Genomic DNA, 21831 nt, shown 5'->3' with positions numbered 1-21831 from the left:
ATTGAGAAGACAATCCGGGACGGCAACATCATCTTCTCAATTTGCTGGAGATTTATTATTTCTTCACAAAATCAACCAATTTCTGATAAGTAAACAAATAATCCTGTGCTTGGAGCGGTGTATGGCATTGTACGCAATTCAGATCATTACTTTTCGCAGTGCCGTCCGGATTGTAAACGGCGAATCCCCAGTCACCGGTACGATTTTCCTTTGGAAATGCGGCATCCCAGTTATTTCTCTTCTCCATCACAGCAACTGCTGCCAGCGAATCAATCTCAAAGATACCGTCACTGCCTGCAATAGGCTTGCCATCCGCATCTTTCTTTGGCGTATATATTTCCATAATCATGACAGCACCGGAAGCGCTCATTTTTCCTTGTGTATAGCTGGAAATCGCAACTTCGTTGGCATACAACTTGGCAACCTGTGTCTGATTCGCACGATTCATGGTTGCATATTTTGTAAAGGTTTTTTCATAACCTTCTGGAAATTTAACATGTTCAGGATCTCCACCTGCATTGGCGCAAAGCGGAGCTATGACAAGTATTGCGGCAGCTGCTTTCAAGGTAAACTTCATATTCTTCTCCTTCTTAGAATGATGTTTCTGGGTTTGGACTACTATCATACCGCATTCGACGAATATTGATGACCGGGTTGATATTTTCAGTCTATTATTTTGCAAGATCAAGGACCAGCATGAAAGACAAATAAATGACCAGCAACGCAAGTGCCAAATTGATCGTAAAACGCACAGGATTTTGCAAAACCGCGTCTACGAAGGTTTTATTCTTTCCTTCCCGTTTTAAGCGGGCATACTCTTCCCGCATTCTGACCGTTCGTTCATTTTGATATGCATTCAGTAATGCTTTCGCCTTCTCAAATTGATCGTCATTGCTGAGCCATATTGCCGGCATCGATACACCCCAGTTACCCGGTGATGTTTCATAAAAATCAATCGCATTGTTGGTTAACAATTCGCGCACCTCATTCGTTTCATCATCGGATACGCCATTAAGGCGGAATAAAATTTTTGCCATAAACGGTCTTTTCTTATGTTATTTTCTACTATCGAAAGGTTTGTATCGCTAATTGATGCTATCTTTGCATCGAATCTGTTGTCAAGTTATGAACAATAGCCGGTACATAAATTACACATTCACAGGTTAATCTGAGCACATGAAAAAAACCATACTTATTACAGGATGTTCAAGCGGGATCGGCTACTGTGTGGCCAAAGCATTGCACGAACGCGGCTATCGTGTGTTTGCCACAGCCAGAAAACGGGCAAGCGTTGAAATGCTGCTGGCTGAAGGTTTGGAAAGCTTCCGTCTGGATTTAACCGATTCAAACTCGATTCACTTTGCTTTTGAAGAAGTCATGCGCCGTACAAATGGTGAACTGTATGCCTTATTTAATAATGGCGCATACGGCTTGCCGGGTGCCGTGGAAGACTTGAATCGCGATGCCCTGCGTGCACAATTCGAAACCAATGTCTTTGGCTGGCAGGAACTCACCAATCTTGCGATACCAGTCATGCGACGTCAAGGTTACGGAAGAATTATCCAAAACAGTTCGGTACTAGGTTTTGTTTCTCTGCCTTTCCGGGGTGCCTACAATGCTTCCAAATATGCCATTGAGGGACTCAGTGATACGCTACGGCTAGAGCTACGAGGCACTAACATTTACGTCAGTCTGATTGAGCCGGGACCGATCGTCAGTCAGTTTCGCATGAATGCTGTCAAGGCGCTGGAAAAATATATCGACATTGAAAACAGCTTTCACCGTAGAAAATACCAAGGTGTGTTAGCGCGCCTGAACAAGCCTGGACCGGCCGTTCCCTTCACACTACCGCCCGAAGCTGTACTCAAGCGGGTAATCCACGCATTGGAAGCTGCCAAACCACAGCCACGCTATTATGTGACATTCCCCACTTATCTGTTTGGCATTCTCAAGCGCATTTTAAGCGCACGTACATTGGATGTGCTGCTGGCCAAATCCGGGAATAACAACTGACAGGTTCTGGTTACGGAACCAAGGTCTTGGCTGCTGAAGTTACACACGCTTGCAGGATTTTCCAAGCGATATTACCCATGAATGAATCCCCTTTCAGGGACGCGTTGACCGTTGTGTCATCAATTTTTTGTAGCAACAGGGCAAATGCATAAACAGATTTGTCATTTTCACTGCGTTGCGCGGCTGATAAGATTTCCGGGGCCGGATTGCCATAGATGAGAATCGCATCGGGATTCGATGGCGCGTAAGTCGAATAAGCGTTATGCAGATACCTTGTATCGTACGCATGAATCTCCGATGCTTGCATGTCTGGATATTGCCGGTTTCTGATTTGCAGAGCACGCATAAATGACCTGCCATCGGATTGCAGTTTATTAGCCACACAACTCGCAAGAAAGGAATGCTCACCCACAAACTTTTCTTCAAAAAGCTGAGCTTTTTCTTTTGAGCCGGATAAATTTGCACATGCCGCCATGAAGAATACGGCTAACAACACAATCAATATCTTCATAACAAACACTCCTGAAAGAAATCAGAGCAACCCCGCAGGAGCAATCTGATCTTTACAAAATGCTATCCATTGAAATAAACATAGGGCTTCATGGGAACTGACGATTCTTTAAATTCCTTGTTTTCTTCTCTATTCTGATTTTTATCCCACCACATACTTCTTGCGGCCAGTCGCTTTTCTTGCATATGCGGATTCTTTTCCAGAAATTCACGCATAAATTTTGTGTGCTCAGATTCATAACTATAATCCATACTTCCACTCCCTATGCTTTAATGCCGAAAACCGAACTTTAGCACAGACCTGATTTTCTATACAGCTCAGGTTTTTCAATTCATCCTGTAATCAATCTGATTGAGTGCAGCAATGTTAGAATAACAGCGAATCATTTTATAACCGCCCAGAATAGATCCAACTTGAATAGTTTTCTTCAACAAGCTTCTCGCAAATTTATTACCGGATTGGAAAACACCAAGCCATTCCGGCATTTTCTCCGATGCTAGTTCTAGGCATTGAAACTTCTTGCGATGAAACCGGAATCGCGCTCTTCGACACAAAACGCGGTCTACTGAGCCATACGCTCTATTCCCAAATAGAAATGCACAGTGAATATGGCGGTGTGGTGCCTGAGCTTGCATCGCGCGATCATATCCGGCGTGTACTGCCCCTAGTCAAACAAACGTTGCTTGCAGCCAAGTGTGAATTGCACGAGATCAATGCTATCGCCTATACCCAAGGGCCTGGTCTGGCTGGCGCGCTTTTAGTCGGCGCCAGTATTGGTGCTGCACTGAGTTTTGCACTAAAAATTCCTGCCCTGGGCATCCACCATCTGGAAGGACATCTGTTATCGCCGCTATTATCCACACCGGCACCGAGCTTTCCGTTTATCGCGCTGCTGGTATCGGGAGGTCATACGCAATTAATGCAAGTTGACGCAGTCGGACACTATAAATTGTTGGGTGAAACGGTTGATGATGCAGCGGGTGAAGCTTTTGACAAAACTGCAAAATTACTCGGATTGGGTTATCCGGGCGGAGCTGCCTTATCAAAACTGGCCCGGCAAGGCCAGGCAGGCCGATTCAAGCTTCCGCGGCCGATGCTCAATAGCGGAGATCTTAATTTCAGTTTTAGCGGGTTAAAAACTGCGGTGCTCACCCTGATCAACAAACAGGAAATCACGCAACAAACCAGTTCAGACATTGCTTTGGCTTTTCAAGAAGCGATTGTGGAAGTATTAACAGAAAAATCACTGACCGCTTTATCCCGAACCGGTCTTTCGCAATTGGTTGTCGCCGGAGGTGTGGGCGCCAACGATCAATTACGTCAGAATCTCAGCAGTAAAGCATCTGCAAAAGGAGCGGCCGTCTTTTATCCTGAACTTGAATTTTGCACCGACAATGGTGCCATGATTGCTTTTGCTGGCGCAATGCGATTGCAAGCTTCGCCTGATAAAACCTGGCAACCGGCACGCAGTTTTACCGTCAATGCGCGCTGGAATCTGGAAATGCTTGATGAGCCAGATGACTGATCAGGAACTGGGAGATTTTTTCTCGCCAATGCGCCCTTCCTTGCCCGCGATCAAATTAATAATATTCGATTGATGGCGCCATATCAGCACAAACGACATGAGCAATACTGCCAGCGTACTTGCTTCAAATCCCAGCATGCTCACGGCATAAATCGGCGCAAGCCCGGCCGCAATCAAAGCAGACAAGGATGATATGCGCCAGATCATTGCAGCCAGCAACCAAGTCGCGATCGCCATCAAACCGACCCATAGATTTAGGCCCAGCAGCACGCCCACCGCCGTCGCCACGCCTTTACCGCCTTGAAAACGCAAAAACACCGGGAAAACATGGCCAAGAAATACTGCCAATGCGGCTACAGCAACCCCTTCATTCCCAAGATCCCAGAACGGGGCATAATGTTGCGCCAAAGCCACCGCAAGCCAGCCTTTCCCGGCATCACCCAATAACGTCAAAACCGCCGCAGCTTTCTTGCCGCTGCGCAAAACATTGGTGGCTCCGGGATTCTTGGAACCGTAGGTACGCGGATCGGGTAATTTGAAAATCCAACTGGACACCACGGCAAAGGAAACCGACCCCAGCAAATAAGCCAGCAAAGCAAAAAGCAATAACGTCATCAGATTAGCACCACCCGGACAAAATAGAATAGAATCCTGTATCGTTCACACCAGCAACTCCCGACCTTCCTCAGGACAACCCATACATTTTAGCGCTTAATCACCGATGGATATTATTTTTCTACACGACTTTAAAGCAAAAACCTTGATCGGAATTTATCCCTGGGAGCGCAAAGTTCCGCAAACTATCCAGTTAGACCTGGAAATCGCACTCCCCACCAGCCTCGCATGCCAGACAGACAATATCGAAGATGCCTTGGATTATGCGTTGATCATCGGAAGAATTAACGAGATTTTGGCAAATAAGCAATTTTCTTTACTGGAAGCCCTGGCCGAGCATATCGCACAAACCATTCTGATAGAATTTCACTCACCCTGGATTAAAGTCAGCGTTGCAAAACTTGGAATTATACGGGGGGTAAAGAAGCTTGGAGTTTGCATTGAAAGAAGCTCAGTAAAAACGCAATACTCCAATTTATAGATTCGGCCATCAAATGGTTTTAACTATTGATGTGCGGCACATGATGTGCTGTCAGATCAAGTCAGAACTACTACAACTTAGATTATCCTGCCGCAACAGCCGATGATAAAAATCCAGGCGCTTACGATGAATTTTTCCTGCTTGTACGGCCAGCATCACGGCGCAGCCAGGTTCACGGGTATGGCGGCAATTACTGAACTTACATTGTCCGATATAAGAGTGAAACTCGATGAAACCCCACGCCAGATTCTCATCTTTAATATGATTTAAGCCATATTCCTGGATTCCGGGAGAATCGATGATATCGCTGTTTGCATCCACATGGTAAAGCTGTGAATGGGTGGTTGTGTGGCAGCCGGAATCTAGTGCTACCGAGATTTCCGCGGTGGCGCGCTTGGCTTGCGGGATCAGCTCATTGAGCAAAGTTGATTTGCCCATGCCTGATTGACCGGCCAGAACGCTAAGATGGCCTTGCAAATAAGGGCGGAGCGCCGAAATATCTTTGAGAGCGCTTAGCTGTAGCACGGGATAGCCGAGTTCTCTGTACAACGAAAGGATGTCCATTGCCGCTCGAGTGGGTTCTGCGAGATCGGCTTTATTCAGTACAATCAATACTTCGATATTTTCACTTTCAACGGCTACTAAGCAGCGATTGATTAATTCCTCACTAAAGCTGGGAACTGCTGCAACGACTATGATAATTTGCGTTACGTTGGCAGCGATGATTTTTTCCTTGAAGCTGTCACTGCGGTATAACAGCGATTTACGCGGCTTTATCGCTTCGATGACACCTTGTCCGGAGGTGGTAAGCTGTAATTCAACCCGATCGCCGCAAGCCACGCCGCCTTTCTTGCCACGCATGACACACGATACGATTTCACCTTTTTCCGTTTCAACGGAGAAGTGCCTGCCATATGCGGCAACAATCTGTCCGATTAAGTACCCAACGCTATTCTTTGCGTTTTTCCGGTGGATACTCAAATTGTAAACAGCTTGTCGATTTTGGCTGCACAGATAAAATCATTTTCAGATAAACCGCCAATCGCATGCGTTGTATAGGTGACTATGCATTGATTATAGCCGATCATCATATCCGGATGATGATCTTCCCGGTGGGAAACCCACGCGACCGCATTCACAAAAGCCATCGTTTGATAGTAATTCTTGAATGCATAGGTTTTGCTGATTTGTTTATCCAGTAATTGCCACCCGTCAATTTGCTGTAAAAAGGAGGAAATCTCAGCAGCAGATAGCGGCGGTACGCCGCCTTCGCATGGTTTGCATTGCTTGGAAGTTAAATCACATACGGTATTATTCATGATTGTCCCTGACTTTGCAGATGCGCTACACGGATCGATGCCGGTGGATGCGAGTCATAAAAGGCGGAATGCAAAGGATCCGGTGTGAGTGTCGCAGCATTGTCCTGATATAGCTTAACCAGCGCATGAATCAGATCATTCGCCGATGAATTTTGTGCAGCATAGGCATCCGCTTCAAACTCATGTTTGCGTGAATAAATGCTCGATATTGGTTGCAGCAAGAAGGTGAATACCGGCATCACTAGGAAAAACAGCAGCAAAGCCATGGCGGTTGACGGCACGTTAGCAACCTGCACACCCAACCCCTCATAAAACCAGCTCTGCTCCATCAAATACCCCAGTAGCCAGAGAAAAGCCAGACTCATCGCAAATGAAATCACGATACGCTTAATCACATGGCGATGTTTAAAATGCCCCAATTCATGCGCCAGTACCGCTTCAATTTCACCCGGATTGAGACGCGCCAGCAGGGTATCGAAAAACACGATGCGTTTGGTTTTGCCAAATCCAGTGAAATACGCATTGCCATGATTACTCCGGCGCGAGCCATCCATGACAAAAAGGCCGCTGGCTTTGAAACCGCATTTGCTCATCAGTTGCTCGATTCGCGTCTTAAGCGTGGTATCTTCCAATGGAGTAAATTTATTGAACAGCGGCGCAATCCAGGTGGGGAAAATTGCCAGGATGAATAAATTGAAAGCAATCCAACCAAACCAGGCATATAACCACCAACTTTCCCCCATTTTTTCCATCAGCCACAGCACACAAAATAACAAAGGCGCACCCAGCAATAATCCTAACGCAGTTTGCTTGATCAGATCGGTAAAAAACATGGCCGGAGTCATTTTATTGAAACCGTATTGCTCTTCGATTACAAAAGTACGGTAGTAGCTCAACGGAAGTTCAGCAGCACTCATCATACAGAAGGTACTGATAATCAGTGCCATACCATGCGGCAGAGGATCGCTCAGCCAGCCTGCCCAGAAATTACTTAAGGCGTTCAGCCCCCCACCCAACGTGAAAACAAGCAACAGCACGACATGCAGCAGTATGCTCGGATATCCTGTACGTGTTTTGGCACAGGTGTAATCCGCAGCCTTCTGGTGATCACTTAAACTGACCTGACTGGCGAATTCTTCCGGCACTTTATCCTGATGCGCGCGCACATAGCGAGTATGCCTCGCGGCCAGCCAGATTTGAGTTGCTGTTGTAAGTACTAATGCGATAAGAAAAACCAATGTAAATGTTTGCATAATAATTAGTTTTAAACTCTAAAGTTTAGATTCATTCATCAGAAAATGATTGCTGCAGCAGTGAATCGTCATTTCCTTATTTGTTATAAAAGTGACGGGCTAGTGCCAATATGACACAATTAAACACATTGCATTCAAAAAATATAGAAATAATTATGGCACAAGACAACAATAACCTCATCTGGGTCGACATGGAAATGACCGGGCTCAGCCCAGATACTGATCGCATCATCGAAGTGGCTTTGGTTGTCACCGACTCGCAATTAAATGTAATTGCTGAAGGTCCTGTTTTGGCAGTACATCAATCGGATGAAATACTGGACGGCATGGACAAATGGAATCGATCCACACATTCCAAATCGGGTTTAATTGACAAGGTGAAAGCTTCTCGATTCAACGAAGTTGAAGTGGAGGCGCAAATGATCGAATTTTTAAAATTGCATGTGCCTTCCGGTGTATCTCCCATGTGTGGCAATTCAATCTGCCAGGATCGGCGCTTCATGGTACGTACCATGCCACAGTTGGAAGCGTATTTCCATTATCGCAATCTCGATGTCAGCACCTTCAAAGAACTGGTCAAACGCTGGAAACCGGAAATAGCATCCGGCTTAACCAAAGAAAGTAAGCACGAGGCACTGGCGGATATTTACGACTCCATCAACGAACTTAAGTATTACCGCCAACATTTTATTGTTGCTTGAAACCGCATCATTATTTACGCTTTCTTACAGTATTACGTTAGTATTGAAGCAGCTTTTCGAATTTTCTCGGGATGTTCATTTCTAAAAAATGGAAAGAAAATTTTATCTTTCACTCATTACTTACTAGGAGAAACAAGATGCTCCACAAAAGAAATTTGATTGCTATCGCTGCTGGAACTGTTTTTTTATTTACGTTCGGTGCAACAACGGCTTCCGCTGCTGCCACTAAAGATAGCGGCCACCAACACCAAGGCGGACAAGCATCAGGCCATGGCGACATGAAATCCGGTGATCACCATGAACATCAATGTCAACACATGATGTCCTCAGTTGATCTCAATAAAGATGGCAAGATCAGTAAGGAAGAGTTCATAAAACACCATGAAGCCAAGTTTGAAAAAAAGGACACCAATAAAGATGGTTTTTTGGATGAAACAGAGATGCACGGCATGATGAATCATATGCACAAACATGACCAGCAAAAAGCTGGTGACCATGACCATGGCGATGCAAAAAAATAAGTGCTGCGTGACAAGCTAAAAAAACCGCATTTTTGATCTGACAGTAGCTTAATTTATTAAAGTAACTGTCAGATCATTCAATGAATTCGATCAACTCAATGTCTTAGTCCAGCCGGTGCCTTAGCTGGCAATTTTTTTTCCAAGGGTTGCGGGTCTAACACGGCTACTGTCAAACTATCATCATTGAAATATTTTTTGGTTACATCACGAATTTGTTCGGCAGTGACCGCTTTCAACTTTTCCAGTATGGTATCAATGTCACGAAAAGATAATCCCATACTTTCCAGTCTTCCAAGCTGCATGGCTTGCGAATAAATGGAATCACGTTGATACACATGGCTAGCGACAACCTGTGCTTTAACCCGGGCAAGCTCTTCTTCCGTGACACCTTCTTTAATAATTTTCTCAATCTCGCCGCGCAACGCCTGTTCCAGTTCTACCACCGTTTTACCGGCACGCGGCACCGCACTGAGAAAAAAAATGCCCGGACCGCGGGCCATCGCGCCATAACCAGCGCTTGCGGAATTAGCAACTTGATTCTCGCGTACCAATGACTTGTTCAGTCTGGCTGAAGCATTACCATCCAGTACGCCCTCCAGTATTTCCAGCGCGTAAGGCTCCCAGTCTGCTGTTACATTTCTAATTGTCGGTGCGTGATATCCCATAATAAGATAAGGCAATTCTGCCGGCGCTTTCACGGTTATTCTTTTAGTGCCCACCTGGGGCGGCTCAGTTTGTGGTTTGCGAGCATCTATCGGTAATAAAGGGCGCTTTTGAATAAGACCGTAGTTTTTTTGTGCCAGTTTGAACACTTCCTCCGCATCAACATCACCGACCACAACCAGTATTGCATTATTTGGCGCATACCAGCGGTCATACCACTCTTGCGCATCTTCTACGCGCATATTTTCCAGATCATTCATCCAGCCAATAATGGGGTTTTTGTATGGGTGCGACTGGTAAGCCATGGCCATCATTTTTTCATACAGCAGCGCACGCGCTTGATCATCCGTGCGCAGCCGCCTTTCTTCCATGACCACTTTGATTTCTTTTGCAAACTCTTCCTCGGTCAGAATCAGGTTACGCATACGGTCCGACTCCAATTCCATTGCCATGGGCAAACTGCGTTTGTGTAATTGCTGATAATAACCGGTGTAATCGTAACTGGTAAAAGCATTTTCTCGCCCGCCCGCAGCGGCGATTTTCTTTGAAAATTCACCATTAGGCACTTTTTCTGTGCCTTTAAACATCATATGTTCCAACACATGGGCAACACCGGTCACGCCATTTAATTCGTCAATGCTTCCCGTTTTGTACCAGATCTGTGAGACCACGACCGGGGAGCGATGATCCTGTTTTACAATCAGTTTCAAGCCATTGTCGAGTATATACTCATGCGGATTGGCAAATGTGGGCAGTGAGATTAACAAACTCGATAATAGTAACAATCGGGAAAATGAAAAATAGCGGAATAAATTAGTACGGTGATCAGGTTTCATTTTTACTAACCTAAATGTGAGTAAACAGAATAAAATTAAGCTTTGAGAATTGCAATGCATATTAGAGCCTACCAGAATGTTTAGTTTTTTTAAATCCAAAAAGAATCCTGAGGACCCCTCTGAAACAGTGGTTATGCCTGACACTGAGTCTGAATCCAAACCTGATGAATCAGTGAGCTTAGCAAGCAAGCTCAAACAAGGCCTTTCGCGCACCCGGCAGAATTTGGGTAAACAACTATCAAATCTATTCGGTGGCGGCAAGATAGATGAGGCGCTTTATGAAGAACTGGAAACTATTTTGTTAACCTCCGACATTGGGGTTAACGCAACCCATCAATTACTTGAAGATCTGCGCAAACAAGTGAGGCGCGACGCATTAACGGATTCCATGCAATTAAAACAAGCACTTAAGGAATCCCTCATCGCTATGCTGGAACCGCTTGTTCAACCATTTGACACCACGATACAAAAACCTTTTGTCATTATGATAACAGGTGTCAATGGCGTGGGAAAAACAACTTCGATTGGTAAACTAGCCAAATATTTTCAATCACAAGGCAAATCGGTATTGCTGGCCGCCGGTGATACTTTCCGCGCAGCGGCACGCGAACAACTGATTGTATGGGGCGAACGGAACAATATCACCGTGATCGCACCGGATAGTGATCCAGCTAAAAAAAGTGACCCGGCAGCAGTGATTTTTGATGCGGTCAATTCGGCCAAAGCACGGGGTATCGATATTGTGCTGGCAGACACCGCCGGACGTTTGACCACGCAATTGCATTTAATGGAAGAGATTAGAAAAGTAAAACGTGTGATAGCCAAAGCGATGCCAGATGCACCACACGAAGTATTGCTGGTTCTGGATGCCAATACCGGGCAGAATGCAGTTACACAGGTTAAAGCCTTTGATGAAGCACTGAATGTAACCGGTTTAGTTCTGACCAAACTGGATGGTACCGCCAAAGGCGGGGTGGTAGCAGCCATTGCCGGGCAATATCCACAGAATCCCCCGGCATTGCGTTTTGTTGGTGTTGGTGAAGGATTGGATGATTTAAGACCATTTGACGCCAGAGAGTTTGTCGAAGCGATGTTTGATTGATGGTTATCAGTATATGGCGGTAACATGATCATCTTCAAGAATGTCTCTAAACGTTATCCGGATGGTTATGTTGCACTAAATAACATTGATCTTACGGTTGAATCCGGTGAAATGGTGTTTCTCACCGGTCACTCAGGTGCGGGTAAAAGCACGTTATTAAAGTTGATAGCTGCGATAGAGCGACCGACTTCCGGCACGATTACGATTAGCGGGCAAAACATCGCGCAGCTCAAACCGGGCGCTATCCCGTATTTGCGCCGCAAAATCGGTTTTATTTTTCAAGATCACAAGCTCTTGTTCGATCGCAATGTTTTTGACAATGTATTATTGCCACTGCAAATCAGTAACTTCGATAACAAAACAGTGGCTGGCCGTGTACGCGCTGCGCTTGATAAAGTCGGTTTATTAAAAAAAGAAAAAGCTATGCCCATTGCATTATCAGGCGGAGAAAGACAGCGATTATGTATTGCGCGTGCAGTGGTTCATCGTCCGAGTATTCTCATCGCGGATGAACCAACCGGTAATCTGGATATTGAGTATGCCCAGGATATTATGTCAATGTTCACATCATTCAATCAGGTGGGTGTCACGGTGCTGATTGCAACTCATGACGCATCCTTATTGAGAGACACGGAACATCGTATTTTGTCATTGAAACAAGGAAAATTGGCAGTATGATACGTGCATGGTTGATGCAACACGGATTTGTATTCTTGCTCACACTCAAACGACTGATTGCTACGCCTGTTACCAGTTTGCTCAGTGTTGTCGTGATGGGCATTGCTCTGAGTTTGCCAGCGGGTATTTACGTACTTATGGAAAATCTGAGTTCCATTTCCGGACAATCGGCGAGTTCTGCGCAAATGAGTTTGTTTCTTAAACTGCATGTGAAGAATGAAGATATTGAAAGAGTCAAGCAGCGGCTAGAAGAAAATTCACAAATCGTAAGCCTCCAGTTCATTCCGAAAGATATCGCACTGCAGCAGTTGCAACAAAGTAACGGACTTACTGATATCACCAGTAGCCTGGTGCACAATCCACTTCCGGATGCCTTCATTGTGCACACCCCGGAGAACACATCTGAAGTTTTGGAACAACTGCGCGTAACAATACAACGCTGGCCGGAAATAGAACATGTGCAATTTGACTCTGCTTGGATCGAACGCTTAAATGCATTGCTTAAGCTGGGGCGATTCGTTGTGTTAATGCTAACAACTCTACTGAGCGTCGCAATAATCGCTATCATGTTCAACACTATCCGCTTACAAATCCTAACTAAGCGGGATGAAATCGAGATATCCAAATTAATAGGCGCAACCGACAGCTTCATCCGGCGCCCTTTTCTTTATTTCGGGGCCATTCAGGGGTTGGTGAGCGGTGCTACCGCATGGCTTATCATGACATTGGCTATCCAAGCGATGAATGAAGAGCTCATTCCACTTGCGCAACTTTATGACTTTGATCTACAACTCCAGCAACTTTCTCCATCCGATAGCATCAGCTTGTTATTGTTTTCAGCCTGGTTGGGATGGCTTGGCGCGCGCCTATCCGTTGCAAGCCATCTCTGGCAAATAGAGCCTAGATAAGTGAAGACTTGGTAACGAAACTTTTTAAAAGTTTGGCACTCTTAGCAGCAGAGTGCTAAAATAAATTCGAAAGATAAAGTTAAGCACAAACCATAATCAGGAGATTATTATAATGACGAATGCTTTAACGCTCCCTTCATTGGGAGGAAGTCTTGAAAGTTATATTCAGTCTGCCAATTCTTTTCCTATTCTTTCCCAAGAGGAAGAGAGCAGCTTGGCGCGACGCCTGTGGAATCATGGTGATATTGAAGCTGCGCAAAATCTAATACTATCGCATCTGCGTTTTGTAGTCGCAATAGCGCGCGGTTACAAAGGTTATGGTCTTCCACAAGCTGATTTGATCCAGGAAGGCAATATCGGTCTAATGAAGGCAGTCAAACGTTTTGACCCTGAACGTGGTGTACGCTTGGTATCTTTTGCGGTGCATTGGATTAAAGCTGAAATTCATGAATTTATTATGCGTAACTGGCGCTTGGTTAAAATAGCTACTACCAAGCAGCAACGTAAATTGTTCTTTAACTTGCGCAGCATGAAACAAGGTTTGGATACGATGAACCCGCAGGAAGTGGAAGCGATGGCCACTCAGCTCGGTGTTAAATCTGAAGAAGTGGTTGAAATGGAAAAGCGATTCAACGGTTCGGATATTTCGTTGGAGCCGATGTCTGATGATGAAGATGATACATTCAGTCCGATCAGCTATCTGACAGACGGTGCAGAGCCTTCGCAAATTCTAGAAAAAGAACAGATAATCAGCTTGCGTGAAAAAGGCTTACAGCAATCGCTGGCTTGCTTAGATGATCGCAGCCGTCACATTATCGAAGCCCGCTGGTTAAGGGAAAAAGATACGGCTACTTTGCATGATCTGGCTGATGAGTTGGGCGTATCAGCGGAACGCATCCGTCAGATTGAAGTGAAAGCACTACAGAAAATGCGCGGTGTTATGGCAGTGGGTGCTTAAAAATAGAATTTGTATCAGTTATACACCCGTTTGATCTAAAATGATCAAACGGGTGTATATTTCCAGCAACCGGAGAGGTACCGAAGCGGTCACAACGGCGCTGACTCGAAATCAGTTGGTCAGGGTAACTTGGCACATGGGTTCGAATCCCATCCTCTCCGCCAATAAATCATCCAAAGAAATACAAAGAAGTATAAATAAGTCGATAAATCAATATATTTACTTAAATGTTTGTCCAAAGCTGTCTCATGAAATATACTACCACCCAACTTTTCTGGTAAGACGGATGGCAAGACGAGATGGCGAAAGAAGTCAAAAAGCTAAAAGCTGTACAAATTAATTCACTCCCACCTGGCACACACTCAGACGGCAATAATCTACTTTTACGGGTAAGAGATTCTGGCTCTCGTAGCTGGGTATTCCGATATAAGCAGAATGGCCGGGCAATCGAGCTTGGATTAGGCTCAACAAATGATAGAACGCTTGCTGAGGCACGAGAGATAGCTAGTAACATGCGGCGTGCAATCGCACGAGGACAATCCCCAAAAGTAGTATTACGGATAGAAAAGCCTAGCAAGACTTTTTCTGATTATGCTCTCGAATGCATAGAGCATAAAAAGGCTGGCTGGCGAAATAGTAAACATGCAAGCCAATGGACAAACACGCTAAAGCAATATGCATTTCCATTCATAGGCGATAAATCCATAACAGATATTGGCGTGGATGATGTCAAAGCTGTACTCAATCCGATTTGGAAAGATAAGACGGAAACTGCTTCAAGGGTAAGGCAGCGAATAGAAGTTGTGCTGGATTACGCTTTTCTTCATGAGGATATTGATAAAAGTAACCCTGCTCGATGGAAAGGTTGTTTAGATCACGTATTTGCAGCACCCAAGAAAGTATCCCCTGTTGTCCATTTCAATGCGATTCCGTATATGCAGCTGCTAGAAGTTATGCAGGCACTACGTGCTAAAGACTGCATGAGTGCATATTGCGTTAGGTGGATAGCCCTGACGGCTTGCAGAAGTTCAGAAGCCCGTGGAATGACTTGGGATGAAATTAACATGACTACAAAGACATGGACAATACCACCCAATCGAATGAAATCGGGTCGAGAGCATCGTGTACCGTTAACTAATGAGTGCTTGGAAATACTTACCAAATTAGAAAAATATAAATCCGGGAATGATGGCATGGTGTTTGGTCAAAAGCTCAGTGATGTAGCAGTTAGTAAAACACTAAAAATCGTATCCTATCCCAAAGCTACTGTGCATGGCCTACGAAGTTCATTTCGTGATTGGTGTGGTGACAAAACCAATTTTCCACGGGACGTATGTGAAGCTGCGCTAGCTCACTCGGTTCAGAATCAGACCGAGGCTGCTTACCGGAGAAGTGATTTATTCGAAAAGCGACGTGAGTTAATGGTGAAGTGGGGAGACTATATTGATAACCGCTCCAATTTTAAGATCGACCAAGAGTTCTTCGAAAACAATAAGCGGCGTGCGCTGAACCTGTGATTCGTAATCAGTAGGTCCGCAGTTCGATTCCGCGCAACAGCATCATAAAAACAAATACTTATATCGGTTAATAATTTACTGCACCGGAACGGGGTTACACTGCAGAGAAACAACAGGCAATAAAGAGGGACAAATAGTGCGTAACAATTATTATTTTTAAAATAAAATAAGGTCTGGTTAATACGCTATTTCATTTTAAAATATATTGATATTCTTTTGATTTAAAAGAATTTCCTGCGTTTATTATGTCCTTGAGTGCCTTTTTCTCATCTATCAAGATTGAAATTAGATCTTTTTAACGTAATTCCGTTGCGTTGTTTCGCATAATTTTAGGTCTTCACTGGTAACTGTTACCAACGTTTGCCGATTATCTCCACGGTTATAAATAAGCACTTCAAAATTATCTTAAAAATTGGCTTCTTTATAAGTATTGGAGCCACTTCTATTTCTGACAAAATCATATTTCTTCGACTATTACTATAGGACAAATGTACTACAAAGAAAGTTTATATTGTAATATATGCAAAATATTTTAAGAGTACATAAGAAAGCAAGAAGTTATATAATAAAAGGGGTATACAAATGAAAAGTTCTTTAAGATCGACAGCAGTCGCTGCTGTTCTCTGTATTAGTTTGGGAGCAGGGGTTGCTAACGCAGGGGTATTCGATGGTCAGACGGTAAATGTCCAATACTTTTTTCCAGATCTAAGCAGTCCTTATGCTGGCTTAGCTAATGGGAATTATTTCGTTGACTCTAGCGTGGAAGTACATAATGTCGTCGATGTTTTTGGAACATTAGATTTCAGTGGAGATGGGTTTGTAGTTAGTTTCTTTTCGAATTTTACTTTACTTCCTGCTAGTTTCAATGGATTTGTTGTAAGTGATGCACTCTCTACGATGGCACCATTTACATCGTTTAGCATACTCTCAAATACCAGTTCTACAGGGACTACTCCTTTCTTAAGCTTTGATGCAGATCACCTCTATGTAAACTGGGAAGGCCAAGGTTTCAAAGCTGGTGAATTGGTTTTTACGACATCAGCGGTTCCTGAGCCAGAAACATTCGCCATGTTATTGGCAGGTTTGGGCTTATTAGGTTTCATGGCACGTCGCAAAAAAGAATCAATCGTGTAATTTAGATTTAGATTAATCCAGAAAGGGAGTTTAGGCTCCCGTTTTTGTTTCTTGGATACGAAAAGCATCGTTATTTCTGAATCAAAAACTAGCAAAATTTCCAAGTAATACTCAAGATTTACGATTCAATACGTAAATTCACGATCCACCACTGCGAGTACAATTTTACCAATGCTTAGAGTCTTTGAATAACAGTTTTATCCAAAGTTCTTCCGGTGAATCTGGCAGCTTGTCACCCCGTTGATTTGAGATAGCGTATAGAGCGGCGTCTCGGCTGTCTTGCCATTGAATACCTCCTGCTTTGTGGTGAATGATTGAAGGATCGGGAAAAGGATTAACAGTATTGGCCTCCTTGTTTGAGTGGATTAGAGAAAGTGGAGATTTAACCAATTTAACTGCCAGAAAATAAAAGAGATTTTCCGCAAGGAACGGCGAAAATGTCTAAACGTATGAAAGGGCTCGGATTGGGAGGCTATCGGGGATTTATTTGTCGATACGATTCATGAAGTTGCTATCGATAGTCGGGCCGCTTTGGATGTGCGGTTGCGGGGAAATGAGAATGCTCTGGATCAGTAAGACCGAGTGCGAGTAGAGTGTGATACTTTGAATTTTGGTTTTAAGCGGAATTTTCCAATATGCTTTATTTGCATATTTTTATCGACGGTAGTGTTAATAACCAATTAAAGATTGGATACGGTGCTTACCTTGCGGTGTCTGAGCTAGATACAGCTATAGAATCGCTAAAAGATACGGTGAGGGTGAGGCGTTTTGAACAAACCAGCTCGACTAAATTGGAATTGCAAACATTGCTGTGGGCATTGAGTGAAACGATTGCTTTAGACAGTGGTAGCGACATGGTTTTGACGGTTTATACAGATTCACAGAACATTATTGGTCTGCCGGGAAGGCGTACCCGTCTTGAAGCAAGTGATTATTTCTCTAGTAAAAACAAACAACTTCATAATTATGAGCTGTACCAAGAATTCTATCGATTGAACTCCAGTTTAACTTGCGAGTTTGTTAAGGTGATAGGACATCAGCCATCTAGTAGAAAGAATGAGATTGGTAAACTATTTGATTTGGTCGATGAAGCATCCAGGCGTTCGCTACGAAGAGATTTTCAGCACATGGAATGAAATAAAATAAAGTATTGAATGGTAAACTGTTAGCCGATCTGCCGATCATTTCGTAACACAAATCAATTCATCCCAGTTCGTGGTGTAATTAGGGCTCTTGTTACCCTGCTTCATCTTCCAGGGCTGTTTAAAACCTTCGGATGCTAATTTCAAAGTGCCTCGACCCATACGAGCATTGATTTGATCCATGACACTCATCAACTTGCTGGATTGATTATCTGCTGCTGATACCGAACCGAAGAGATCCAGTTGCCGGTATTGCCTCGGTACCAGTTCAGACAGCATCACGCCCGCTTTCTGATACAGATAACCGCTGCGATAAATTTTGCGTAATCCCCATAGCGCAACTTTGGTCAGCAATCTCGTATCGTCCGTTTGTCTTGGCAACGCAATCGTCATGCCGTTGGCGTAATAAGGTTCTTTCTCATTGAATGGACTGGTGCGAATATTGACATGCACCGATCCAGCATAGGATTGTTGTCTTCGTAATTTTTCTGCGGCACGGCTAATGTAGAGCGACACCGATTCTTCCAGACTAGCCAGATCGGATACAGGAATGCCGAACGAGCGGGAACTGACAATCTGTTTTTTCGGTGGATTGATTTCTTCCAGTTCGATACAGGCAGTGCCATTGATTTCGCGAATGGTTTTCTCCATCACAACCGAGAAACGGGCGCGCAGTTGCGATGGCGACGCTGTTTTGAGATCCAGCACGGTTTTAATGCCTATTTCATGCAGTTTGGGTGCAAGCCGTCTGCCAATGCCCCATATTTCACCGACTTCAATTTTGCTGAACCATTCATCTTGCTGCTGTGGTGACATGGCGTTCAGATCGCACACACCATTGAACTCAGGATTCTTTTTGGCAATGTGGTTAGCAAGCTTGGCAAGTGTCTTGGTTGATCCTATCCCGACACAAACCGGCAATCCCGTCCATTGCTTGATCCGCTGACGGATATGCTGACCATAGAGAATCTGGTTTTGTTTTCTGAATCCAGTCAGATCAAGAAAGCATTCATCAATGGAATAAATTTCCTGGTTTGGACTGAACATTGACAGTATGCTCATGACGCGATTGCTCATGTCGGCATACAGCACATAATTGGATGAATAGGCAATGATTCCGTGTTTCTGGGCCAAGTCTTTTAGCTGAAACCATGGCTGCCCCATTTTGACCCCCAGCGTTTTGACTTCGTTGCTTCTGGCAACCGCGCAACCGTCATTGTTGGATAGCACCACAACAGGTTTGTCTTCAAGTTTGGGATTGAATACCCGTTCGCAACTGACATAGAAGTTGTTCACGTCAATTAATGCGATGGAGCGGTTATGCTTATCCATGCAATGTGATCACTTCCACATCTTTGCGGTTCAGGAATTTCAGCAGATAGCGGTAAGTATCACGGTCAAAATGAGGATGAGTCGCTATTTCATCAAACTCCTGATGATCTCTAACTGTGCCAAGATGACACCATTGGTCAAAGACATGCACTTCTGTCATGTCATTATCCGGATTATGCTCTCTAATCCCGATGCGACCATCAAATGGCCACGCTAAAAGCTTGTAACCACTTAAAGCTATCAAAAGGCGTAAGCGATGAGATTCCGCAGATTCTTTGTCCGCGCATAATCCTTTACAGTGCTTTAATTGATGCGCAAAACACACGCCAGGGCCTTTTTCCAGCCCTAATGCCTTATCACATAACTCATGTTCATCGGCAAGCTTATTTAGAATCTCCAGTGCTTGTCGTTTGGTTTTGAAAGTGCCATAAACATTATTTAAGGTAGTCCAGTCGATATCACTTTCATAAATCAAGGTAACCAATGGCCGGGCCGCAGGATCATCAGAAATCTGCCATGCGCATAATTGTCTCTCACGTCTGAGCTGCCGATTGTGGATAGGCTGATATTCTTTAATCAAGCGCGATTCTAATAGCAAGGCTCCAAGCTCTCCACTGGTGACCCGGTACTCGATTCGCTTGATTTCTTGGGCAATGCGCATTTCCTTGGCTGAGCTATGATCACCCTGAAAGTGACTGAGCACACGCGTTCTCAAAGTAACACTTTTACCGACATACAGCAGTGCACTTTCACCATGGAATAAATAAACACCAAAGGTGTCCGGTATGGCATTGATTTCAAGTTGATCGAGATTAGCCGGAATGGCTTGCTGTTTCAGTAATGCCAGAGCAACTTCCTGAACAGAATATTCCCCTAATTCATTGAAGGCCGCAGCAATAAACGCTGCCATCATTTCTGTATCACCCATGGCCCGGTGGCGGTTCTCACAAACCAGTTTGAATCTTTCTATAATGGCATCTAAGCCATGTCCTTTATGTTGCGGGTATAGCTTTCTTGAAAGTTTGACCGTGCACAAGAGTTTTTTCTGGAATGTAATGCCAATGCGCTTGAATTCGTTTTTGAGGAAACCATAATCGAAACGTACATTGTGAGCACACAAAACGGCATCATCGACCCAATCTAGCAGGATGTTGCGAATTTCAAAGAAAGTCGGCGCATTTTTTACCATGCTTTGGGTTATGCCGGTCAATCGCTGAATGAATGGTGAGATACTGACTTCTGGATTGATGAGCGTAGTCCAACGGCCGACTTCAATACCGTTCTCATAACGGATTAAGCCTATCTCAGTGATACGATCTTGAGTTGGGGTAGCACCCGTTGTTTCCAGATCCAGCAATACATAACACGGCAACAACGTACTCATTTGAAACGGCGGAATGATCCTATCACGACACCAAAAATCTCAAATTGCGTATTGGGCCGAATGTAAATGGGTTTGTAAGCACCTGATGAATTGGCTGGCATAAGCCTGGGCATTTTGTTCGCCCCGTAATCAAAGATTTTAATGGTGAATTCACGATCCACCACTGCAAGCACAATGTCACCGATGCCTGGTGTCTTTGATCTATCTACCACAACTTTATCGCCCGGCAGTAAACCGACATCTATCATCGAATCTCCCTTGATCGTAACAAAGAACGTCGATGCAGCATGATCAATCAGAAATTCACTGACATCGAGGCTTTTCTCGACATGATCATCTGCCGGACTGGGGAAACCTGCCGCCACTTTGGTGGAAAAAAGTGGTAACAAGGTCGGTTGATCGCTAATGGAAGGAATAAGAAACTCATCCACGTTAGTTGCTTCACTAGCGGAGTCTGTTCTTTTACGCTGGTATGCGTCCAGAAAGTTTTTGATGGTGGCTCCCTGACTTTGGGGTATACGCATTGTAACCGTCGGTTCGCCATATTTACCCTGACCAAGAGGCCTGCCTGCATTTTCTCTTTTTCCGCCACGATTTGGCATTTTCCGAATGGCTCCATGTTTGATATATGAAACGGCATTCAAACATACCAGCCGTAGCGATGTCAAATCTACAATAACAATAACAATGAAAGTGAAATTCCGATAATAGAAAGTTAACTGCTAGATTTCGTCGGAAGTTGATGGTTTTGGATCTGATACTTTGATCAAACGAGGCCAGCGATCATGAATCCAATGATATTCAGATGGTGTCTCTTCTGTAATCACATACACTCTCTGTTCCAGTTTCTTTCAGCTAGTAACGCCTGAATAGCCATCTCCGACGCTAGAATTATTCAGTGGGATTGTTTATCGTGGTCTTTTTCCATGAAGCTTTCAGCAGGGATTAATACAGGTCTGGGATGCCAAGATTTCCATTTTCCAGACTTGATGGAGTCGATACGTGCCCAGCCGCCATTGGGGAATTTGCCTGAGCCTTCTATCTTACGTTTGCCCCAGATGACCCAAGTTACGCCACCATGCCGAAGCAATACTGGGAGTCTGGCATCTGGTTGAGGAAAGTAGATTTTATGATCCTGGTATTGTATGCCGCCGCACATAGATAGAGTATAGCTGACATGCAATTACTCATTCATTTGATTGCATGTAATAAGTTCTATGGAGAGCAACATACCTAAA

The 21831-nt window shown here is 44.3% G+C and carries 25 protein-coding genes and 1 tRNA gene; 13 read left to right on the top strand and 13 right to left on the bottom strand.

Annotation, left to right across the window (positions count from 1 at the left end):
* Window positions 1–55 precede the first annotated feature (55 nt).
* Both NIT79A3_RS01780 and NIT79A3_RS01775 read right to left on the bottom strand, forming a co-directional pair.
* Window positions 56–577, bottom strand: coding sequence for a cytochrome P460 family protein (locus NIT79A3_RS01780; RefSeq protein ID WP_013964551.1), 522 nt, complete (start codon window positions 575–577; stop codon window positions 56–58).
* Between the two features lie 94 nt (window positions 578–671).
* Window positions 672–1037 (bottom strand): DUF6164 family protein, encoded by a 366-nt coding sequence (locus NIT79A3_RS01775; RefSeq protein WP_013964550.1) that lies wholly within the window; start codon window positions 1035–1037, stop codon window positions 672–674.
* Window positions 1038–1176: 139 nt separating this feature from the next.
* Here NIT79A3_RS01775 and NIT79A3_RS01770 point away from each other — a divergent pair, with 139 nt between their 5' ends.
* Window positions 1177–2013 carry an SDR family oxidoreductase gene (locus tag NIT79A3_RS01770; RefSeq protein WP_013964549.1) on the top strand — a complete coding sequence of 279 codons (837 nt, stop codon included), beginning with the start codon at window positions 1177–1179 and terminating at the stop codon, window positions 2011–2013.
* 10 nt (window positions 2014–2023) lie between these two features.
* Here the strand turns inward: NIT79A3_RS01770 and NIT79A3_RS01765 are convergent, their stop codons facing one another.
* Together NIT79A3_RS01765 and NIT79A3_RS01760 are read right to left on the bottom strand one after the other, a co-directional pair.
* Entirely contained in the window at window positions 2024–2524 is a 501-nt protein-coding gene (locus NIT79A3_RS01765; RefSeq protein WP_013964548.1) for a hypothetical protein, read from the bottom strand.
* 62 nt (window positions 2525–2586) lie between these two features.
* On the bottom strand, window positions 2587–2775 hold the full coding sequence (locus NIT79A3_RS01760; protein ID WP_013964547.1) for a DUF3460 family protein: 189 nt from the start codon (window positions 2773–2775) through the stop codon (window positions 2587–2589).
* Window positions 2776–3017: 242 nt separating this feature from the next.
* Between NIT79A3_RS01760 and tsaD the strand changes: the two genes are divergently transcribed.
* Window positions 3018–4049 (top strand): tRNA (adenosine(37)-N6)-threonylcarbamoyltransferase complex transferase subunit TsaD, encoded by a 1032-nt coding sequence (gene tsaD / locus NIT79A3_RS01755; RefSeq protein WP_013964546.1) that lies wholly within the window; start codon window positions 3018–3020, stop codon window positions 4047–4049.
* Here the strand turns inward: tsaD and plsY are convergent, their stop codons facing one another.
* The gene (plsY, locus tag NIT79A3_RS01750; RefSeq protein ID WP_013964545.1) at window positions 4050–4664 is read right to left on the bottom strand and encodes a glycerol-3-phosphate 1-O-acyltransferase PlsY; all 615 of its coding nucleotides are present in this window, start codon (window positions 4662–4664) and stop codon (window positions 4050–4052) included.
* Window positions 4665–4770: 106 nt separating this feature from the next.
* On the opposite strand from plsY, the gene NIT79A3_RS01745 reads away from it, so the two are divergent.
* The gene (locus tag NIT79A3_RS01745) at window positions 4771–5145 is read left to right on the top strand and encodes a dihydroneopterin aldolase (protein ID WP_013964544.1); all 375 of its coding nucleotides are present in this window, start codon (window positions 4771–4773) and stop codon (window positions 5143–5145) included.
* Window positions 5146–5196: 51 nt separating this feature from the next.
* On the opposite strand, the gene rsgA is transcribed toward NIT79A3_RS01745, so the two are convergent.
* The 3 genes from rsgA to NIT79A3_RS01730 are packed head-to-tail and all read right to left on the bottom strand — an operon-like array spanning window position 5197 to window position 7717.
* Window positions 5197–6126, bottom strand: a complete 930-nt coding sequence (gene rsgA / locus NIT79A3_RS01740; RefSeq protein WP_013964543.1) for a ribosome small subunit-dependent GTPase A — start codon at window positions 6124–6126, stop codon at window positions 5197–5199.
* Window positions 6123–6464, bottom strand: a complete 342-nt coding sequence (locus tag NIT79A3_RS01735) for a 4a-hydroxytetrahydrobiopterin dehydratase (protein WP_013964542.1) — start codon at window positions 6462–6464, stop codon at window positions 6123–6125. Before NIT79A3_RS01735 ends, rsgA begins: the two co-directional genes overlap by 4 nt.
* Window positions 6461–7717, bottom strand: a complete 1257-nt coding sequence (locus NIT79A3_RS01730; RefSeq protein WP_013964541.1) for a M48 family metallopeptidase — start codon at window positions 7715–7717, stop codon at window positions 6461–6463. Before NIT79A3_RS01730 ends, NIT79A3_RS01735 begins: the two co-directional genes overlap by 4 nt.
* Window positions 7718–7872: 155 nt before the next feature.
* On the opposite strand from NIT79A3_RS01730, the gene orn reads away from it, so the two are divergent.
* Window positions 7873–8418 (top strand): oligoribonuclease, encoded by a 546-nt coding sequence (gene orn / locus NIT79A3_RS01725; RefSeq protein ID WP_041360058.1) that lies wholly within the window; start codon window positions 7873–7875, stop codon window positions 8416–8418.
* Window positions 8419–8555: 137 nt separating this feature from the next.
* Complete coding sequence (locus tag NIT79A3_RS01720; protein ID WP_013964539.1) at window positions 8556–8939, top strand: EF-hand domain-containing protein; 384 nt, start codon at window positions 8556–8558, stop codon at window positions 8937–8939.
* Between the two features lie 95 nt (window positions 8940–9034).
* On the opposite strand, the gene NIT79A3_RS01715 is transcribed toward NIT79A3_RS01720, so the two are convergent.
* A complete protein-coding gene (locus tag NIT79A3_RS01715) occupies window positions 9035–10438 on the bottom strand; it encodes a pitrilysin family protein (RefSeq protein ID WP_013964538.1) in 1404 nt (467 codons plus the stop codon).
* 133 nt (window positions 10439–10571) lie between these two features.
* Between NIT79A3_RS01715 and ftsY the strand changes: the two genes are divergently transcribed.
* The 8 genes from ftsY to NIT79A3_RS01675 all read left to right on the top strand — a co-directional run bounded on the left by ftsY (window position 10572) and on the right by NIT79A3_RS01675 (window position 17871).
* Window positions 10572–11540 (top strand): signal recognition particle-docking protein FtsY, encoded by a 969-nt coding sequence (gene ftsY, locus NIT79A3_RS01710; RefSeq protein ID WP_348225687.1) that lies wholly within the window; start codon window positions 10572–10574, stop codon window positions 11538–11540.
* Between the two features lie 24 nt (window positions 11541–11564).
* Window positions 11565–12218 (top strand): cell division ATP-binding protein FtsE, encoded by a 654-nt coding sequence (gene ftsE / locus NIT79A3_RS01705; RefSeq protein WP_013964536.1) that lies wholly within the window; start codon window positions 11565–11567, stop codon window positions 12216–12218.
* Window positions 12215–13126: a permease-like cell division protein FtsX gene (gene ftsX / locus NIT79A3_RS01700; protein ID WP_013964535.1), complete on the top strand. Its 912-nt coding sequence runs from the start codon at window positions 12215–12217 to the stop codon at window positions 13124–13126. Before ftsE ends, ftsX begins: the two co-directional genes overlap by 4 nt.
* Before the next feature lie 112 nt (window positions 13127–13238).
* Window positions 13239–14084, top strand: coding sequence for an RNA polymerase sigma factor RpoH (rpoH, locus tag NIT79A3_RS01695; protein WP_013964534.1), 846 nt, complete (start codon window positions 13239–13241; stop codon window positions 14082–14084).
* Between the two features lie 71 nt (window positions 14085–14155).
* A tRNA-Ser gene (locus NIT79A3_RS01690) sits at window positions 14156–14248 on the top strand.
* Window positions 14249–14383: 135 nt separating this feature from the next.
* Entirely contained in the window at window positions 14384–15601 is a 1218-nt protein-coding gene (locus NIT79A3_RS01685; protein ID WP_013964533.1) for an integrase arm-type DNA-binding domain-containing protein, read from the top strand.
* A gap of 582 nt (window positions 15602–16183) precedes the next feature.
* Entirely contained in the window at window positions 16184–16735 is a 552-nt protein-coding gene (locus tag NIT79A3_RS19265) for a PEP-CTERM sorting domain-containing protein (RefSeq protein ID WP_013964532.1), read from the top strand.
* A gap of 635 nt (window positions 16736–17370) precedes the next feature.
* Complete coding sequence (locus NIT79A3_RS01675) at window positions 17371–17871, top strand: RNase H family protein (protein ID WP_013964531.1); 501 nt, start codon at window positions 17371–17373, stop codon at window positions 17869–17871.
* A 45-nt stretch (window positions 17872–17916) separates the two neighbouring features.
* On the opposite strand, the gene NIT79A3_RS01670 is transcribed toward NIT79A3_RS01675, so the two are convergent.
* The 4 genes from NIT79A3_RS01670 to NIT79A3_RS01655 all read right to left on the bottom strand — a co-directional run bounded on the left by NIT79A3_RS01670 (window position 17917) and on the right by NIT79A3_RS01655 (window position 21776).
* Window positions 17917–19209, bottom strand: a complete 1293-nt coding sequence (locus NIT79A3_RS01670; RefSeq protein WP_013964530.1) for a Y-family DNA polymerase — start codon at window positions 19207–19209, stop codon at window positions 17917–17919.
* Window positions 19202–20593, bottom strand: a complete 1392-nt coding sequence (locus NIT79A3_RS01665) for a 3'-5' exonuclease family protein (protein WP_013964529.1) — start codon at window positions 20591–20593, stop codon at window positions 19202–19204. Before NIT79A3_RS01665 ends, NIT79A3_RS01670 begins: the two co-directional genes overlap by 8 nt.
* Entirely contained in the window at window positions 20590–21195 is a 606-nt protein-coding gene (gene umuD, locus NIT79A3_RS01660) for a translesion error-prone DNA polymerase V autoproteolytic subunit (RefSeq protein ID WP_013964528.1), read from the bottom strand. The genes NIT79A3_RS01665 and umuD overlap by 4 nt, the downstream gene beginning before the upstream one ends.
* A gap of 293 nt (window positions 21196–21488) precedes the next feature.
* Window positions 21489–21776: a hypothetical protein gene (locus NIT79A3_RS01655; RefSeq protein WP_348225686.1), complete on the bottom strand. Its 288-nt coding sequence runs from the start codon at window positions 21774–21776 to the stop codon at window positions 21489–21491.
* Window positions 21777–21831 lie beyond the last annotated feature (55 nt).

This window comes from Nitrosomonas sp. Is79A3, assembly GCF_000219585.1.
Lineage (GTDB): Bacteria > Pseudomonadota > Gammaproteobacteria > Burkholderiales > Nitrosomonadaceae > Nitrosomonas.
This window is presented reverse-complemented; position numbering and strand designations above follow the sequence as displayed.